Genomic DNA, 18,765 nt, shown 5'->3' with positions numbered 1-18,765 from the left:
ATCACAATAAAAAATATTTGAGAGGATTATAGTATGAAAAACACAAGAGATCATAAGATCGGTTCGTCTTAATCACAATCTGCAACATATTTGTGAAAACAAAAAATGCTTAAGTGTTTAAACTTAAGCAGTTTTGAAGAAATGAAACAGTCGTCTGTTTCAACATTAAACTTGTTCTGGTACACCAAACAATGCCGTAAAGGCGTGGTCAGGTCGTGGTTGTTTCATAAAGCTTTCGCCCACCAAGAACGCATGAATATCATGATCCTGCATCATGGCAATATCATTCGGTGTAGCAATACCACTTTCAGTGACCAATAAACGCGAAGGATCAAGAAGCTTCTTTAAGCGCAAACTGGTATTTAAATCAACCTCAAAGGTTTTAAGATTACGATTATTCACGCCCAATAAACATTGCTCAGAAAGTTTAAGTGCGCGTTCCAACTCTTGTTCGTCATGCACTTCAACCAAAACATCCAAGTTATATTCAAATGCAGTCTTCGACATTTCTTCAAGTTGTTGATCAGACAAACACGCCACAATCAACAATATACAATCAGCTTGTAAGGCACGTGCTTCGATCACATTGTATGGATCAACCAAAAAGTCTTTGCGCAGGGCAGGAAGACTAGAATGTTCACGCGCGATGGCAATATTTTCATCTGCACCCTGAAAGAAATCGACATCCGTCAGTACCGATAAACAAGCTGCACCTGCCTGTTCATATTGTGCTGCAATTTCAGCAGGATTAAAGTCAGCGCGAATCACGCCTTTAGATGGCGATGCTTTTTTAATCTCTGCAATTACACTGGGACGTTTACTGTGTAACGATTGAGCAAAACCACGAACAGGTGTCGCTTGTTGTGCCCACTCTTCGACATCTTTCAGGCTACGTTGTTTTAAACGATCAGCCAATTCTTCATGCTTACGATCAACGATTTTACCCAAGATGGTATTTTGAATCTGGATCATTTGGATAACCTCAGTTGTTTGCGTATTGCTTTAATGCTTTGGTAAATTCAGACAAGATGCTCATCTTTTCAAGTGCCTGTCCGCCGTAAATAATATCATGTGCTAAAGCCACGCCCTGTTTATAGCTGGTGGCCAGCCCTGATACATAAATACCTGCCCCTGCATTCAGGGCAATCATATTGGCCGCTTTTTCACCAATGTCAGATTTTTTACGACCCAACGCATCTTTGATCAATTTTAGACTGGCACTAGAGTCTTCCACCATTAAACCGCTTAAAGTTTGAGAAGTGATGCCAACATCTTCAGGATTGAGTATCCATTCAGTCACTTCGCCGTTTTTGAGTTCTGCGATATAGGTTTGCGATGCAAGGCTAATTTCATCCAGACCATCTTTGGAGTGCACCACCATCACATGTTCTGCACCAAGTTGCTTCATCACTTCTGCAATTGGGCGACAGAGTTCATCTGAAAACACACCAATTACGAAACGTTTTACCCCAGCCGGATTCGTAAGCGGACCGAGTAAATTAAAAATGCTTCGAATGCCGAGTTCACGACGTGGACCAACCGCATATTTCATGGCTTTATGATGATTCGGTGCAAATAAAAAACCGACCCCCATTTCACGAATGCAACGTTCAGTTTGTTGCATGTCCAGATCGAGATTAATCCCTGCCTGTTCTAATAAATCAGAAGAACCTGATTTACTCGACACACCACGATTACCATGTTTAGCGATGGTTGCACCTGCCGCAGCAATCACAAAACTGGATGCGGTTGAAACATTAAACAGGTTTTGACCATCGCCACCTGTACCTACAATATCAACTAAATACTGGACATCACTGACATCGATTTTAATCGCAAGTTCACGCATAACACGCGCCGCAGCGGTAATTTCATCAATACTTTCACCTTTCATGCGTAAACCCATCATCAGCGCGCCAATTTGTGCTTCAGTGGCTTCACCTTGCATGATGCTACGCATCACATCTTCCATTTGCGCTTGAGTGAGATGAATATTTTTGGTGATATGATTTAACGCTTGTTGAATATTCATTTATGCATAAATCTCTAAAAAATTCTTGAAGATTTGGTGACCATGTTGGCTCAAGATCGATTCAGGGTGAAACTGCACACCTTCAACAGGGAGTGTCTTATGTTTGACGCCCATAATTTCTTCCATCGAACCATCTGCTTGATTGGTCCAGCAGGTCACTTCCAGACACTCAGGTAAGGTTTCCTGTTCAATCACTAAAGAGTGATAACGTGTTGCTGAAAATGGTGATGGCAAATCACTAAAAATGCCTTTATCAATATGATGCATATCGGATAAACGACCGTGCATCACGGTTTTGGCACGAATGATATGGCCACCAAAAGCCTGTCCAATCGCTTGATGTCCTAGGCAAACACCGAGCAGGGGAATTTTCCCTGCAAAATGGTGAATCGCTGGAATGGAAATCCCTGCTTCGGTTGGCGAACAAGGACCTGGACCGACCACCAAATACTTCGGCTGCCATCGTTCAATGTCCTCTAATGTGACTTGGTCATTGCGAACTACTTTAACGTCTTGATTTAACTCGCCAAAATATTGGACGATGTTGTACGTAAAAGAGTCGTAATTGTCGATCATGAGCAGCATTGTAAACGCAACCTATTGAAAAATATTTAGATATTTATTTAGCTTGTTTGTGTTACCTGTTTAGTAACCCGTTTTAAGATTTTCACTCAAAATAAAGCCGCCAAACTAAGCGGCTATAGTATCAATTTTCATCTTGTTTAACTACAGTTTGCACGCATGAGCACAAGCAGTAAATTTTTCATCAAGTTTTATTAAAATCTTTTTAGTTCACTGTTACATAAACCATGCTTGTCTGCTGTTGAATGTCACGTATAAATGCTTAAAGATTATATGATCTACATTCAATTCAATATAAGTGACGGATCGACCATGATAGACGAAGAAAAACCTTTAGATTTTAATGATGATGACGAGCCAATGGATTTTGCAGATGAAGAATTCATTGATGATAAAAAAGAAGATGAATTGTACAACACCATAACCAAAGATGGTTCAAGTGTCGATCCTGCGGAAGATGGTGAACCGCATATTCGCCCTGAAGATGGTGACCCTATAGAAATTGATGAGTGAAAAGGTTTTAACTTAAATCACTTATTGAGATAACAATCAAAAGCCCAACGCAAAATTGGGCTTTAATTTTACTTGGCAATTTTTGCTTAAATCATTTCAAATGCTTTTGCTAAATCGCCAACACAGTAGTGCGCCAAAACTAACGAGAAAAGTGCCCAGCCAGAATGTCCAAACTGGTATAATACCTAAAATGATGCTGCCAAATAAACTCGATAAAATCGGAGTAAAATAAGACGCGAGCAACAATAACTGAATCTGCCCAAATTGAAGACTTTGGTTCCAATTTTTATATGCCATTCCAATCAAGCTGCCCATCACGATAATCATCAACCAGAGTGAAGCTAAGGGTTGTTGCCAAGATTGATTAGAAATAAAAAATAAAACCCACAATGAAAGTGCAGTTAAACAAAAAAATAAGGGAACTGCATTGTGTCCTTGAGCATATTTTCGTGTAAATATACAGTAAAATGACCATAAAATTGCTGCAATAAAAGCCAGTGAATAAGCACTTGGGTTTTGGGCGATGGTCTTTAACAATAACGAAATATTTAAAACATTGGGGTTAATAACAAGAGCCAAACCAAAGATTGAAATCAGAATACCTAGATATGCAGCTAACTGAAAAGAAACTTGCCGAAACCAATAAGCAAATAACAACGTAAAGCTTGGCCATAGATAATTCACCATGGCTAAAATCAGGGCTTCGTCGCGGGTATGTGATAAGCCAATTGCGCTTAAAAACAAAACTTCATATAGGACAAAACAGCCCCCACAAACAATTAAATATGTCTTAGGTAAAGCAAATGTAATGGTTTTACGGTTTAAAATGACCATACTGATTGCACTGACGCTATAAAGCAGTGCAATCGCCAATAAGGGGGTTAATTGTTCTGTAATTAGTTTAACGCCGCCGACAATGCTGGCCCAAATCAAGATAGATGACAGCCCGAGTAGATTAGCGGTTGAGGGTTTCATGTAAAAATTCGTAGCTTTAGCAATACGGTCATATTAGCGAACTCAGCTTGAACATGCTATTCCGACAAAGATGCACTGGATTAATACATAAAAATAAAAATGCACCATTATGAAACATAAAAATAATTAGAAATCTAAACAAAAATGAAAATGATTGAATATGGTGCATTTAAAATTACACGCAGTATAATAGTTTAGTCACGATGAACTCTATTTAGGTTTTCTGCTAAGGAATTCAATAAATTAGAATAGTCTTTAAAAGTTGGTATGGGATTTGCTTTATAACAGCCAACGACTAACACGCACTTCACAAGTGCAATAATACTTCACTGGAGCATACAGAGCATGGCGAACAAGGTCCTCGAACTCATCAAAGAAAGTGGCGCAAAATGGGTCGATTTTCGCTTTACCGATACTAAAGGGAAAGAGCAACACGTTACTTATCCAGCAGATTCAATTGATGAAGATACTTTTGAAGACGGTAAAATGTTCGACGGTTCTTCAATTGCTGGTTGGAAGGGCATTGAAGCATCTGACATGATTTTACGTCCAGATGCAGAAACTGGCTTTATCGACCCGTTCTTTGCTGAGCCTACAGTTGTTGTCACTTGTGACGTCATTGAGCCTTCAACTGGTCAAGGTTATGAGCGTGACCCACGTTCGATTGCTCGTCGTGCAGAAGAATACCTAAAATCAACGGGGATTGGTGATACAGCATTCTTCGGTCCAGAGCCAGAATTCTTTGTATTTGACGAAGTGAAATGGGACATCGACATGTCTGGTGCTCGTCATACTTTAATTGCTGAAGAAGCGGCTTGGTCAACTGGTAAAGACTATGAGTCTGGTAACTCTGGTCACCGTCCACGTGTTAAAGGGGGTTACTTCCCAGTTCCACCAGTTGATTCTCATCAAGATATGCGTGCTGAAATGTGTGCAAAAATTGAAGACATCATGGGTCCAGGTCGTGTAGAAGTACATCACCACGAAGTTGCATCTTGCCAGTTAGAAATTGGTGTGAGCTTCAATACGCTTGTTCGTAAAGCGGATGAAGTACAACAATTTAAATATGCGGTTTGGAACGTTGCACATCAATATGCAAAAACAGCTACCTTTATGCCTAAACCAATGGTGGGTGATAATGGTTCTGGTATGCACGTTCATATGTCAATCTCTAAAGATGGCAAGAACTTGTTTGCTGGTGATGAATATGCAGGTTTGTCAGAAATGGCACTTTACTTCATCGGTGGTGTCATCAAGCATGCTCGTGCTTTGAATGCCATCACAAACCCATCTACAAACTCTTATAAGCGTTTGGTTCCTCACTTCGAAGCACCAATCATGCTTGCTTACTCTGCACGTAACCGTTCAGCGTCTATTCGTATTCCTTACGTGTCTAGCCCGAAAGGCAAACGTATCGAAGCTCGTTTCCCAGATCCAATGATGAACCCGTACTTGGGCTTTGCAGCATTGTTGATGGCGGGTATCGATGGGATTCAAAACAAAATCCATCCGGGCGAAGCTGCTGACAAAAACTTGTATGACCTTCCTCCTGAAGAAGAAGCAAAAATCCCAACAGTGGCTCATAGCCTTGATATGGCACTTGAAGCCCTTCAAAATGACCACGAATTCCTTCTTAAAGGTGGCGTGTTCACTAAAGAAATGTTGGATGCTTATATCGAACTTAAAACTGAAGACGTACGTCGTTTAAATACAACGACTCACCCAGTTGAGTTTGATATGTACTACAGCCTGTAATTCATATTAATTTAAAAAAGCTCGCTGAATGCGAGCTTTTTTATGCTTTAATTTGTATAGTACATTTTATGGAGACAGAAAATAGAATGGTAGTTGAGACCTGAAACATAAATTTTAGACGTAAAAAAAGCCCGCTTTAATGCTGCGGGCTTTTTCGTATTTGGCTCTCCCACCTGGGCTCGAACCAGGGACCTGCGGATTAACAGTCCGTCGCTCTACCGACTGAGCTATGGGAGAATCTGAAAGCGATTATAAGGGGATTTTAAACAGGGTCAAGCCTAATCTTTCATGTTTCTTTCATTTTGCGTGTGTATGTTGCTTATTTGAACAAATGTCACATCGGGTGTAAAAATACTTGTGCTTTAGATTATAGATTGCTATGTTTAAAAGCATAATTTTGTTTGAACTCAAATTCAAACTGTGTGGATTTAACCCAACTTGCCAGCACTAAATGGCTAAATCGGAGGGCAGTATCATGCCAACACTTCATATCCAAGAGATTTTCTCTCAATTTCAATATTATCAAACTCGCTATCTGGATATTTTGCGTGATCCAGCGTTGTACTATCAGTCTGTTGAAGATGCCCATATTCATTTTTCTATCGTAAGTGAAGAAAAAATTTATCTGGGTGATTTATTGCAACTCTGGTTGGGCGATAAGTGGACTGAGCATCAAGTTAAAATTTTGAGTCATGCTGATCAGAGTTTATGGACACACCTGACAGAATGTTGGCATAACTCACTTTTTCTTTTTGCAATTGAACGTAAAGGGCTTTTTGCAAAAACTTCTGCTTTGGCGTGGAGTACAGAAGAGCAGCAGGTTAAACAAATAAGCCTTGAGCAAACCCTGCCTTATTATTGTCATTATTTGAGTCTGGAACGACCAAAGCGTTTGAGTTAATGGGCTGAAGTATTTTATCTGGAGCTTTTACAGTTAAAGCTCCGCAATTGAAAGATCAAAATTACCGAGCACAATTTGGGTGGTCGTCAAAATATGGTCTCCGATATATTGTTGAGCCATTTTAATATTACGTTCAAGTACAGCATTAGCAATATGTTGATGTTCCTGTTTTAAATCACGATCATGTTGATCAAGTACAGCAGAAAGGCGGCGATAACGTTCATTCTGCACACTTAATATTTTACGAATATGCTGTAACCAATAGCTATCACATGACGCGATCAGTGCATTATGAAAGGCATTGTGCGCTTCCTCCCAAACATTGTCGGTCAGTTCGGGGGCATTGGCTTGTCGTTCAGGCAAATGATTCAATCGATGCAAGCTGGCGACAATATTGGATTCCCAAGATAAATCACCTTTATTAATGGCTTGTTCAAGGCACAAACTCTCAATATGGATACGGGTATTCGCTAAATCTTGTAGGTCTTTGGTGGAAATAGGTGAGACCCGAAAGCCTTTTTGTGCTTCAGAAATAATTAATTCTTCAGAACATAAGCGCGAGAGTGCCTCACGAACTGCACCTAATGAGGCTGCATATTTTTCACAAAGTTCATTGATTTTGAGTTTAGAACCCGGTGCAAGTTTACACGAAAGAATGTCATCGCGTATTGATCGATAAACAATTTCTGTTTGGCTTAACGTTTTTGAAGTCATCATTTTTATGGCTAACTTTTCTCTCATAGTTAAAAGTATACGCAAAAAAAAGTGGAATATAAATATTTTATAAAAAAATATATTTTTTGTTGAAAAAATATATTTTTAGATTATATTGAATGTATGCACACTTTTTAAGCGATACATACAGGGAGTAAAGCCATGCGATTTTTAAGTTATATGCAGGCAGGTAAAAAAGGATTGGCCATTCGGGTGGGTGATCAACTCAAGGGTCTTAGCGAAGCAGAAGAAAACTATCTGGGTAGTTTGGAGCAGTTGCTACAACAAGGCAGTGATGCATTGACACACGCCGCAGAAGTACTAAAACAAGGAAGTACAATTGACCTGAATTACGTCGAACTATTACCGCCTTTAAGCCAACCGCCAAAAATTATTTGTGTTGGATTAAATTATGCTGACCACACGAAAGAATCTCCTTATGAGCAGCCAGATTATCCAACTTTATTTTCACGGTTTAATTCTAGCCTAATTGCCAACGGGCAGCCGATTAAACGTCCTTTGTGTTCAGAGCAACTGGACTATGAAGGTGAGCTGGTTGCGATTATTGGTAAACGTGGTCGTCATATTTCAAAAGCAGATGCGCTGGATTATGTTGCTGGATATTCTATTTTTAATGATGCTTCTATTCGTGACTATCAGTTTAAAGCACCTCAATGGACGGTGGGTAAAAACTTTGATGACACAGGTGCTTTTGGTCCAGAGTTTGTGACCGCCGATGAACTACCCGCAGGTGCAAAAGGCTTGTTATTGACCACACGATTAAATGGCAAAATTGTGCAACAAGCCAATACCAATGACATGTTATTCGATATTGAAACCTTGATTAGTACGATCAGTGAAGCAATGACGCTCGAACCGGGTGATCTGATAGTTTCTGGTACACCTGCCGGTGTGGGTCTTGGTCACAAGCCACCTTTATGGATGAAAGAAGGTGATATTTGTGAAGTAGAGATTGAACAAATTGGCATTTTGCATTCACCTATTCGCAATGAAACCAAATAATGAACAAAAGAGCTGAATAGGACGCTTTTATTCAGCTACTTTATTATTCAGTTTCAATCCAGAGAGAAAGTAAGGATTACTTTTGATGACCTAGAGAGGATTGCAATGAAAACTACATTAGATACGCAACGACCTTTTGGCATACATTCAGTTGATCATTTTTCTATTGATGTTCCAGATTTAGCGGTTGCACAAAAGTTTTATCAGGATTTTGGTTTAAGGGTCGAACAACAGGCAGATCGTCTAGTTTTAAGAACATTTCAGGATGATCATATTTGGGCATATATCGGTCAAGCGGATAAAAAAGTTTTACGTCAGGTTTGCTTTGGGGCTTATCAACAAGATATTGATGCGCTAAAACAGAGAGTTTTGGCGGAAAATATAAGCATCACTGAACATGATCAAGGATTTACTTTTCAAGATTTAGACGGGATTTCAGTTGATATTCGTGTTGCGAATAAAGTGACACCTGATAGTAAAAAACCTGTGAGCTATGCAGAAGCACATGGGGGTGAACGTGGTGCACGTTATCGACGTTTAACCACTCAGGTAAGACCACAGCGTCTGTCACATATTCTATTATTTACCTCAGATTTAGCCCGTAGCATTGAGTTTTATCATCGGACCCTCGGTTTAAATCTGTCTGATTATTCAGAAGGCATTGTAGCATTTATGCATGCGCCACATGGTGCAGATCATCATACCGTTGCATTTGCTCAGTCGAGCGCAGCAGGATTTCATCATTGTAGCTGGGACGTCGGTTCACTTGAAGAAGTTGGACTTGGTGCAATGCAAATGTTTGCACAAGGCTGGAATCGGGGCTGGGGTGTAGGTCGCCATGTGCTCGGCTCCAATTATTTTTATTATGTGCGCGATCCGTGGGGCAGCTATTGCGAGTATTCCTACGATATTGACTTTATTCCTGCTGGTTTTGAGTGGCCCGCCGCCAATCATGATCCAGAAGATTCTTTGTACTTATGGGGACCGAATGTCCCAGAAGATTTTGTTGTGAATTACGAAGTCGTTTAAATCATTACTCGTCAAATTATCGCTCAATATGTGAAATGGAGTTTCATCATGAGTCATTCATCTACAGAAAATACAGCAAAATATGATATTGAAGTGCCTGTTCTGATTGTGGGTGGTGGTCCAGCAGGATTGGTTTCATCGCTATTACTTTCTCGGTACGGTATCAAGAATCTATTGATTAATAAACATAGTTGGACTGCCAACGGGCCACGCGCGCACATTACCAACCAGCGTACGGTAGAAGTCTTTCGTGATGCACAGGTTGAAGAGCAGGTTAAAGCCCTGTCTTTACCACATGATTTAATGGCCAATAATATCTGGGCAACCAGTTTTTCAGGACAAGAAATTGCTCGGCTTCTGACATGGGGTAATGCGATTGAGCGCAAGTCAGATTATGAAAAAGCCAGTCCATCAGAGATGTGTAATATTCCCCAACACATTTTAGAGCCAATTTTAGCCAATGAAGCATTACGAGCAGGATCACTTACACGCTTTAATACGGAATTGCTCGATTTTGTACAGGATGATCAGGGCGTAACCGCGACGATTTTAGATCGAACCACGCAACAAGAATTGACTGTTCGCTCACAATATATGATTGGAGCAGATGGCGCACGAAGTCTGGTGGTTGATCAATTAGGACTGAATTTACAAGGTGAAATGGGCTTGGGTTGCGCGGTCAATGTCTGGTTGAAAGCAGATTTAACCAAATATTGTGAACATCGTCCGGGTGTTTTGTACTGGATTGTTCAGCCGGGCAGCGATTACTGGGTAGGAAGTGGAACCTTTATTTGTGTCAAACCGTGGGATGAATGGATCATGTTATATATGTATGATCCTGCCGAAGGTGAGCCTGATTTGAGTCATGAAGCGATGATTGCCCGTACCAAAAAAGTCATAGGTGATGATGAAATTGATATCGAAGTTTTAACCACCAGTAAATGGCAAATCAATCATATTGTGGCAGAGCGATATTCCAAAGGTCGCGTATTTTGTATGGGAGATGCCGTTCATCGTCATCCACCCGCAAATGGTTTAGGTACCAATACATCGATTCAGGATGCATTCAATTTAGCATGGAAACTGGCGATGGTGTTAAAAGGACAAGCTGGTCAGGGCTTGCTGGAATCCTATACGCAAGAACGTCAACCAGTCGGCAAAGGTGTGGTTGATCGTGCCATGCAATCGGTTAAAAATATGCTGCCAATTTCTCAGGCTTTGGGTTTTAAACCGGGACAATCTGAACAAGAAGGTTGGGACAGTTTAAATGAACTGTACAAAGATACTGAATTGGGTCAGCAACGCCGCGACCAGTTGCATCAAGCCGTACAATTACAACATTATCAGTTTAATTGTCATGGTGTAGAGCTTGGTCAATACTATGCCAGTCAGGCCATTGTCAGTGAACCCAGCGCGCCGCAAAAAACTCAAGATGCAGATTTGTATTATCAACCGACCACAAGTCCGGGAGCAAAATTGCCACATGCATGGTTGCATGATGCCAAAGGTAATCAACTTTCAACACTCGATATCTGTGGGCATGGCCAAATGACCCTGTTAACAGGACATGGTGGAGCATGTTGGCTGCAAGCAGCACAATACGTTGAACAGCAGACAGGTTTCAAAGTATATGTGAAACAAATTGGTCTGGGGCTTGAGTATTTTGACTCTTATGGTGATTGGACGACTTTACGTGAAATTAATGAAAATGGTTGCGTATTGGTGCGACCAGATCATCATGTCGCATGGCGTAGTCATCAGGCACGTGAAAATGCAAATCAGCTATTATTGCAGATTATTGATCAGATTCTGGATCGTTCAAATATTGGTTTAGTACATCAGGAAAAATCAAAAAATAATGATTCAGTATTGGCAGCCATACATGAACTTTAAAACCCATATTTAAATAAAACCCCGTTAGATCACTCTAACGGGGTTTTATTTAAAAGCTTAAAAAACTTAAGCTTTTTTCTCAGCTTCAATGGATGCTATTGCAGCATCGATACCATCAATCGATTCAGCTGCTTTCTTAATACGGGCTAACGCATCAACAAGTACTTCGTCTGCTGTTGCATAGGAAATACGCATAAATCCACCTAGACCAAATGCATCACCCGGTACAACGGCAACACCAGTTTCTTCAAGCAACCATTCAGAGAACTCAGTGCAAGATTTTAAACCTTTAGCACGAATCAATGGACGAATATTGGCATAAGCATAGAAAGCACCATCGGCTGGTAAGCAGCTAATGCCATGAATTTCATTCAAACCATTTACCACTAAATCATGACGGCGTTTAAATGCTTCAATCATTGGCTCAAGCACATCTTGTGGACCATTCAATGCAGCTTCAGCAGCCACTTGTGAAATCGAAGTTGGGTTCGAAGTAGATTGAGACTGAATTTTTTTCATCGCACCGATTAATTTTGCAGGACCTGCGGCATAACCAATACGCCAGCCTGTCATGGCATAAGCTTTTGATACACCATTTAAAACAATGGTACGGTCATACAAATCTGGAGCAACGGTTGCAATATTGTAGAACTCATCTTCCCAACGAATCGGTTCATACATGTCGTCAGATGCGATATACACTTGCGGGTGTTTACGCAAAACTTCAGCCAATGCTTCAAGTTCAGCTTTGGTATAGATCATGCCTGTTGGGTTAGAAGGGCTGTTCAATACCAGTAAACGCGTATTTGGTGTAATTGCTGCTTCTAATTGTTCAGGCGTGATTTTAAAACGCTGGTCTTCACCACATTTTACAATGACAGGTGTGCCTTCAGCGATAATCACCATATCTGGATAGCTGACCCAGTAAGGTGCAGGGATAATCACTTCATCACCTTTATTTAACAAAGCAAGTGCCAAGTTAAAGAAAGACTGTTTCCCACCACAAGACACCAAAATTTGGTTGGCTTGATAATCAAGATTATTATCGCGTTTAAATTTTGCAATGATTGCTTTTTTTAGGCCTGGCGTACCATCAACTGCGGTATATTTAGTAAAACCATTGTTAATGGCTTCAATAGCAGCATCTTTGATGTGTTGCGGGGTATCAAAATCTGGTTCACCTGCACCTAAACCAATCACATTTTTACCCGCTGCTTTAAGCTCAGCAGCTTTGTTGGTAACAGCAAGAGTAGGGGACGGTTTGATGGCATTTACACGATCAGACAGACGTACGTCCACGGCAGCATTCCTTCTTATGGGATTAAAAAAATAAAAGCATACTATCTTAGCCCAAAATCTTGGATACATGTTTTATTATCCAAACAAATTTATAAAAAATATAAAACGAATGTCATCGAAATGATCGAATCACAATATGCTTTGTTATTTTTAGCGGCATCTCTGGTCAAAATCATTTAAGATATATAAAGATCACCCAATTTAAGTGAACATCATGAGTGAACAAAAGCCCAAAGCGAAAAAGGCGGCTGTAAAATTACCTTTTCCAATGCCTCAAGCGGCTGATCGCGATGACGAAGATGCCGTACATAATCAGGTTCGACCAAAACCTGAACAATATGCAGATCGTACTTGGATGCCACCGCGTGGTACACGTCGATCGATGGGAAAACGCTAGATTTCTGTCGACATTGAAAACTATGTATCAGAAAACCCTTTATTTAAACATGAAGGGTTTTTTTATAAATATTTTAGACTTGACGTCGCTAAATAAATATTTTAATGTAATGATATAATGTATCAAAAATAGGGCTTATTCATGCAAGTTTTATCTTCTCTTAAAAGTGCAAAACGACGCTCATCTGACTGTCAAATTGTACGTCGTCGTGGCAAGCTCTATGTGATTTGTAAATCTAATCCACGTTTTAAAGCGCGTCAGGGCTAAAAGCTATTTGAATGCTTTTAACTGGCTTCTTTATCCTGATAAAAATGTTTTTTGCGTTGATACATTTGTTGGTCAGCCCGTTTCAGCATAGATTCGATACTTTCATTTTCAAGTGTGGTCGCAGAACCAAAAGACATGCTAATCGGTTGGCTTGAATAATATTGGTTGTCGATATTAAACAGTTCCTGAATGGTCTGTAACATGACCAACACGGCTGTTTCATCTGTTCCCGGCATCAATACTACAAATTCATCACCGCCAATACGTGATGCAGTATAGGTGGTATTTTGAATGGCTTGAGTCAATACACTGCCGACACGACGCAATAAGCCATCACCCACATCATGTCCGAGTTGATCATTGACTTCTTTTAAGCCGTTCATATCTAAAAAGATACAGGAAACTGGTCGTAAAATACTGCGTTCCAGCCGATTCAGCTCTTCAGTAAAAAATGAACGATTATAAAGTTTAGTCAGCACATCATGCTTACCTAAATATTCCAGATAATTTTCGGCCTTCTTGCGTGCGGTAATATCAGTCAAAGCAACTTGAACCAGTCCCCAGTCTTCTTCATAGCCCGGAAATACCGTAAATTGTAAAAGCACATTGCGGATACTGCCATCTAACGCATAATTGATGGCTTCGCGCTGGTGATGAATATTGCCTTTCCAGAGCTCAATCAGTTGCTCACGAAAAGTATTTAACATTTCATTTGAAAAAACTTTGTGAATATTTTTAAGTAAGGTTTGTTTATCGGGTGCCTGAAATAAATCCAGTGTCGCCTGATTAATATCCAGTATTAAAATATCCTCAATACATTGATTAACAAACTCAGGATGGACATCTAAAAAAGTACGAAAATCATCAATTCCAATCTGTTTTAATTGATCGATTCGAACCTTCACTCGACTAAAATCTTCGACCCAAAGTGAAGCAGGTGAATAAACAAATCTTGCCTCAGCCAAGTGACGATTTTTTTCTTCGAGTCTACGTGCGTTTTGATAGGAGGTGACATCTTCCGTTGTGATTAACAAACGCTCAAAGCTTTGTTCATAACCCGGTAATATTGCCCCTCGTAATTGAATATCCAGACGTTTTCCAGATATCGTATAGTTGACTGCAACACTGGAAAAATGGGTTTTCCCTTGCCATAAATCGACTAATTCATGGATATGGGACTTAAACATATCTTCCTGAAAGATCCGATCCAGATTGCTACATAAATGTTCTTGAGAATTAGCTTCAAATAAATCCAGTGTTTGTTGATTGACCGAGATAATTTTTATTTTATGTGCACACTGGCGAACTCGATCAAGATCTTCACTTAAAAATGTGTACAGATCCTTAATGCCTTGAGCGCGCCACGCATCAAACTGGATTTTTATATCGCTGTAATCTTCCAGCCACATTGGAATTGGTGCAAGGTCAAAAATAGATGAATCTAAAGTCTGCATTCAGGAAGTTCCAATGAATGATTTGATTTTTAATGGAGTATAAAACCAAGCATGACGCTTTGAAATAGATGAGTGTAATAAACAATCAATTTAATGATGATCATACAAATTTGTATTAAAAATGCTTTGTATATCAATGCCAAAAATAAAAATCAAAAATGCTCTTTCATCTGTGCATGATAAAAGCGCATTTTTCAGGTTCTAAGGTTTAATTCGATTAATCGGATGCTGAATGGTGATATCACCACGCCAGAGTTTTATAAAATCCTGTTCATCAATATCATAAAGCTCCATCAGTGCAACAATGACCCCGACAAAAATCATCGCGCCTTCGCTATGACCATGAAAGTTAAAAATCTTACCATTTAACTTACTTAAAATATCTTCAAGTTCATTTTCACGTCCACGACCATAACGGTCACGTGGATACATCTCTTCATTTAAAACAATCAGCGCGATTGATTTTTCAGCATCGTTCAAATCAGTCTTATTTAATGCTTCCTCAAAAGAGTCACTTCCATGATCAAAATAGAAGATCACATCATCATGAATAAAAGACTGCACGGTATGCGAGGTCAAATCTGGAAATTGTGAAATGGCATTTTCATCAATATAAGGTTTAAAGGATTCTGGCAAAATCACATTGTTGTGAATGCCTTTAAATAAGGGCGCAATTTCAGAGACTTTATAACCTGCAATGCCACAGCCTAAAGCCGTAATGAAATATTTTATTTTCGGATGATGTTCGGCATAGATTTTAAAATCATCGACATAATGCTCAATTTGCGACAAGGGCATGCGCTGCAAATGCTCATTTAAAGTGGGAATGGCAAAGCTTTGACCCGCCCAGCCACGACCAACATGATTGACTGCGCCGAAATGCTGTGCTGCAACACGCGCTGCACCGTGTGTATGTTGTCCCGCCATATTACTACCAAAGACAAAAACCGTATCTTCAGGAAGTTCAGTGACAATGCTTTCGTCGTGATAATGATATGCCATGTCGTTTCAGTTCTGATTGTAATTTCTCCCATGTTGCAGAGGAAACGCAGATGGGTCAAGTCTAAAATGTGAAATTAAATTTACAGGAAAAGCCTTTAAATTGAGGGGGAATTGCCCCATAAAGAGCAGAGTGAATGACCATTTAGAAAAAGAGAGCGTGCGAGTGAGCGATAAGCAACCCTTTGATTTAGTGACCAGTTATCAGCCCGCGGGTGATCAGCCTCAGGCCATTGAAAAACTGGTGCATGGTGTTGAAAGTGGCTATCGCAATCAATTGCTCTTAGGGGTTACCGGTTCTGGTAAAACCTATACCATGGCCAATGTGATTGCCCAAACGCAACGTCCCACCATTGTAATGGCGCACAACAAAACGCTGGCTGCACAGCTTTATGGCGAGTTTAAGGCTTTTTTCCCTAATAATGCAGTGGAATATTTCGTCAGTTATTATGACTATTATCAGCCAGAAGCCTATGTGCCTTCGTCGGATACATTCATTGAAAAAGATGCTGCGATTAATGATCATATTGATCAGATGCGTTTGTCAGCGACCCGCGCGTTACTGGAGCGTCGTGATGCGATTATTGTGGCCTCGGTTTCAGCCATTTATGGTTTGGGTGACCCTGAAGCCTACATGAAAATGCTTTTGCATGTGGTTGAAGGTGATCGTATCAATCGTGACGATTTGATTCGCCGTTTGGTGGAAATGCAATACACCCGCAATGAGCTAGAATTCTTGCGTGGTACTTATCGAATTCGGGGTGAAATTCTGGATGTATTTCCTGCTGAATCGGATCAAAATGCCATTCGTATTGAATTATTTGATGATGAAGTTGAATCAATTCGCTGGTTCGATCCACTCACAGGTAAAATGTTGCGCCAAGTGCCGCGGGTGACCATTTACCCGAAAAGTCATTACGTCACGCCTAAAGACAATTTATCCCGCGCGATTGATACCATTAAGGTCGAACTGAAAGATCAGCTACAGTTCTTTCGCGAACATGACAAGCTCATTGAAGCACAACGCATTGAGCAACGTACCCGTTATGATCTGGAAATGATGCAACAGTTGGGTTATACCAACGGCATTGAAAACTATTCACGTCATTTATCGGGTCGACCAGCAGGCGAAGCACCACCGACTTTGTTTGATTATATCCCCGATGATGCTTTGTTAATTATTGATGAATCACATGTGACTGTTCCACAAATTGGTGCGATGTATAAAGGGGACCGTTCACGTAAAGAAAATCTGGTGAATTATGGTTTCCGTTTACCAAGCGCATTGGATAACCGTCCAATGAAATTTGAAGAATGGGAGCGAATTGTTCCGACCACCATTTATGTCAGTGCAACCCCAGCCAAATATGAATTGGAACGATCAGATCAGATTGTCGAGCAAGTGGTGCGTCCAACTGGTTTAGTTGACCCTGAAATAGAAATTCGTCCCGTGCTGACGCAAGTCGATGATGTGTTGTCTGAAATTAATATTCGCAAAGATTTGGATGAGCGAGTTTTAGTGACGACTTTAACCAAACGTATGGCAGAAGATTTAACCTCATATTTGAAAGAATATGGGGTAAAAGTCGCCTATCTACACTCCGATATTGATACCGTAGAACGGGTCAAAATTATTCATGAACTCAGAACAGGGGTTTATGATGTACTCGTTGGTATTAACCTGCTACGTGAAGGTTTGGATATGCCTGAGGTGTCGTTGGTGGCAATATTGGATGCAGACAAAGAAGGCTTCTTACGTTCGGAGCGTTCACTCATTCAAACTATTGGTCGTGCCGCACGTAATCTTAAAGGCAAAGCCATTTTGTATGCAGACCGTATTACGGATTCCATGCAAAAAGCCATTGATGAAACTGAGCGACGTCGTGCCAAACAGATTGAGTTTAATCATGAACATGGGATTACGCCACGCAGTGCAGTTCGCCAAAAAATCAAGGAAATTGATACAGGCGAAGTCTTTAATGATGATGAAATTGAAAGCAAAGTTTCAGCTCAGGCTAAAGCACTCTCTGCGGATGAACGACATATTCTTGCCGATCCAAAACTGTTTACCAAGCACATTTCCAAACTGGAAAAAGAGATGATCAAGGCATCGAAAGAGTTGCAGTTTGAACAGGCGGCACGTTTACGTGATGAAATTGTGCGTTTAAAAGCACAAATGTTGCAATAATAACGGTGAGTAATTTTGAAACAGTGACTACATTTTTCTACATAATTTGCATGAAAAACAAGCTAATGTGAATATTGATTACGCATTAACAATGAATTTAGGCAATTGATAGGGGAACAGAAATGTCATTAAAACAGAACCTGCCAAAAGCCAGTTGGACGTTGACCAAAATTGCTTTAGGCGGGGTCGTGTTGACTGGCTTGGCGATGGTGACCATGGCTTATGCCCAAAATAAACCTTTACCCACTGTAGACCGTGTAGAGCTGGATCGATACTTAGGGGTTTGGTATGAGATTGCACGTAAACCGATGTTTTTTGAAAATCAATGCGCACGTGACATTACCGCAACTTACACCCTGAATGAAAACGGCAATGTAGTGGTAGATAATAGTTGCTACAGCAAAGAAGGTGTACTCAAACAGTCTCTGGGTGAGGCATTTATTGAAAATCCACCCTTTAATACCAAATTAAAAGTCAGTTTTTTACCTGAAGCAGTTCGCTGGATTCCTGTTGCACGGGGTGATTACTGGATTTTAAAGTTGGATGAAGACTATCAAACAGTTTTGGTCGGCGAGCCCTCACGCAAATATTTATGGGTACTTTCCAGAACTCCTGATCTTTCAGAAGAAATTATCAATGAATATTTGAATTATGCAAAATCGTTAGGTTATGACTTAAGTGATATTATTCGAGCTCAACATACTCTAAAATAAACTGGATCATCGTAAGATAAAGCCATGCGGA

18 protein-coding genes and 1 tRNA gene are annotated in these 18,765 nt (G+C 40.2%); 10 read left to right on the top strand and 9 right to left on the bottom strand.

The window, feature by feature from the left end; genetic code table 11:
- Positions 1-165 precede the first annotated feature (165 nt).
- From trpC to E0D95_RS06460, 3 genes are read right to left on the bottom strand one after another with little or no spacing between them, the layout of a single operon-like run.
- The gene (gene trpC, locus E0D95_RS06470; RefSeq protein WP_130803122.1) at positions 166-972 is read right to left on the bottom strand and encodes an indole-3-glycerol phosphate synthase TrpC; all 807 of its coding nucleotides are present in this window, start codon (positions 970-972) and stop codon (positions 166-168) included.
- Between the two features lie 10 nt (positions 973-982).
- A complete protein-coding gene (trpD, locus tag E0D95_RS06465; protein WP_130803121.1) occupies positions 983-2,032 on the bottom strand; it encodes an anthranilate phosphoribosyltransferase in 1,050 nt (349 codons plus the stop codon).
- Complete coding sequence (locus E0D95_RS06460) at positions 2,033-2,617, bottom strand: anthranilate synthase component II (protein ID WP_130803120.1); 585 nt, start codon at positions 2,615-2,617, stop codon at positions 2,033-2,035. It abuts the gene before it with no gap.
- A gap of 309 nt (positions 2,618-2,926) precedes the next feature.
- Here E0D95_RS06460 and E0D95_RS06455 point away from each other — a divergent pair, with 309 nt between their 5' ends.
- Positions 2,927-3,127 carry a hypothetical protein gene (locus E0D95_RS06455; protein ID WP_130803119.1) on the top strand — a complete coding sequence of 67 codons (201 nt, stop codon included), beginning with the start codon at positions 2,927-2,929 and terminating at the stop codon, positions 3,125-3,127.
- Positions 3,128-3,223: 96 nt separating this feature from the next.
- Here E0D95_RS06455 and yddG read toward each other — a convergent pair whose 3' ends face one another.
- Complete coding sequence (yddG, locus tag E0D95_RS06450; protein ID WP_130803118.1) at positions 3,224-4,102, bottom strand: aromatic amino acid DMT transporter YddG; 879 nt, start codon at positions 4,100-4,102, stop codon at positions 3,224-3,226.
- Between the two features lie 345 nt (positions 4,103-4,447).
- Here yddG and glnA point away from each other — a divergent pair, with 345 nt between their 5' ends.
- Complete coding sequence (gene glnA / locus E0D95_RS06445) at positions 4,448-5,857, top strand: type I glutamate--ammonia ligase (protein ID WP_130803117.1); 1,410 nt, start codon at positions 4,448-4,450, stop codon at positions 5,855-5,857.
- A gap of 161 nt (positions 5,858-6,018) precedes the next feature.
- Here glnA and E0D95_RS06440 read toward each other — a convergent pair.
- A tRNA-Asn gene (locus E0D95_RS06440) sits at positions 6,019-6,094 on the bottom strand.
- Positions 6,095-6,332: 238 nt separating this feature from the next.
- Between E0D95_RS06440 and E0D95_RS06435 the strand changes: the two genes are divergently transcribed.
- The gene (locus E0D95_RS06435; protein ID WP_130803116.1) at positions 6,333-6,758 is read left to right on the top strand and encodes a hypothetical protein; all 426 of its coding nucleotides are present in this window, start codon (positions 6,333-6,335) and stop codon (positions 6,756-6,758) included.
- Positions 6,759-6,791: 33 nt separating this feature from the next.
- On the opposite strand, the gene E0D95_RS06430 is transcribed toward E0D95_RS06435, so the two are convergent.
- Positions 6,792-7,475, bottom strand: a complete 684-nt coding sequence (locus E0D95_RS06430) for a GntR family transcriptional regulator (RefSeq protein WP_165443235.1) — start codon at positions 7,473-7,475, stop codon at positions 6,792-6,794.
- 159 nt (positions 7,476-7,634) lie between these two features.
- Between E0D95_RS06430 and E0D95_RS06425 the strand changes: the two genes are divergently transcribed.
- The 3 genes from E0D95_RS06425 to E0D95_RS06415 all read left to right on the top strand — a co-directional run bounded on the left by E0D95_RS06425 (position 7,635) and on the right by E0D95_RS06415 (position 11,417).
- Entirely contained in the window at positions 7,635-8,495 is an 861-nt protein-coding gene (locus tag E0D95_RS06425; protein WP_130803114.1) for a fumarylacetoacetate hydrolase family protein, read from the top strand.
- Between the two features lie 105 nt (positions 8,496-8,600).
- Positions 8,601-9,524: a VOC family protein gene (locus E0D95_RS06420; protein WP_130803113.1), complete on the top strand. Its 924-nt coding sequence runs from the start codon at positions 8,601-8,603 to the stop codon at positions 9,522-9,524.
- A 48-nt stretch (positions 9,525-9,572) separates the two neighbouring features.
- Positions 9,573-11,417 (top strand): FAD-dependent monooxygenase, encoded by a 1,845-nt coding sequence (locus tag E0D95_RS06415; RefSeq protein ID WP_130803112.1) that lies wholly within the window; start codon positions 9,573-9,575, stop codon positions 11,415-11,417.
- Between the two features lie 66 nt (positions 11,418-11,483).
- On the opposite strand, the gene E0D95_RS06410 is transcribed toward E0D95_RS06415, so the two are convergent.
- Positions 11,484-12,716 (bottom strand): pyridoxal phosphate-dependent aminotransferase, encoded by a 1,233-nt coding sequence (locus E0D95_RS06410; protein ID WP_130803111.1) that lies wholly within the window; start codon positions 12,714-12,716, stop codon positions 11,484-11,486.
- 214 nt (positions 12,717-12,930) lie between these two features.
- On the opposite strand from E0D95_RS06410, the gene E0D95_RS06405 reads away from it, so the two are divergent.
- Positions 12,931-13,113, top strand: a complete 183-nt coding sequence (locus E0D95_RS06405; RefSeq protein WP_130803110.1) for a hypothetical protein — start codon at positions 12,931-12,933, stop codon at positions 13,111-13,113.
- A 141-nt stretch (positions 13,114-13,254) separates the two neighbouring features.
- Positions 13,255-13,380, top strand: a complete 126-nt coding sequence (gene ykgO, locus E0D95_RS06400) for a type B 50S ribosomal protein L36 (RefSeq protein WP_130803109.1) — start codon at positions 13,255-13,257, stop codon at positions 13,378-13,380.
- Positions 13,381-13,397: 17 nt separating this feature from the next.
- On the opposite strand, the gene E0D95_RS06395 is transcribed toward ykgO, so the two are convergent.
- The gene (locus tag E0D95_RS06395) at positions 13,398-14,834 is read right to left on the bottom strand and encodes a sensor domain-containing diguanylate cyclase (protein WP_130803108.1); all 1,437 of its coding nucleotides are present in this window, start codon (positions 14,832-14,834) and stop codon (positions 13,398-13,400) included.
- 201 nt (positions 14,835-15,035) lie between these two features.
- Positions 15,036-15,836, bottom strand: a complete 801-nt coding sequence (locus E0D95_RS06390) for an A1S_2505 family phage non-structural protein (protein ID WP_130803107.1) — start codon at positions 15,834-15,836, stop codon at positions 15,036-15,038.
- A gap of 163 nt (positions 15,837-15,999) precedes the next feature.
- Between E0D95_RS06390 and uvrB the strand changes: the two genes are divergently transcribed.
- Both uvrB and E0D95_RS06380 read left to right on the top strand, forming a co-directional pair.
- Entirely contained in the window at positions 16,000-18,021 is a 2,022-nt protein-coding gene (gene uvrB / locus E0D95_RS06385; protein WP_130803106.1) for an excinuclease ABC subunit UvrB, read from the top strand.
- Positions 18,022-18,143: 122 nt separating this feature from the next.
- Positions 18,144-18,734: a lipocalin family protein gene (locus tag E0D95_RS06380; protein ID WP_130803105.1), complete on the top strand. Its 591-nt coding sequence runs from the start codon at positions 18,144-18,146 to the stop codon at positions 18,732-18,734.
- Positions 18,735-18,765: the final 31 nt, after the last annotated feature.

This window comes from Acinetobacter ihumii, from assembly GCF_900625095.1.
GTDB lineage: Bacteria > Pseudomonadota > Gammaproteobacteria > Pseudomonadales > Moraxellaceae > Acinetobacter > Acinetobacter ihumii.
Note: the sequence above shows the minus strand (reverse complement) of the source record. Positions and strands in the feature narration are given on the sequence as shown.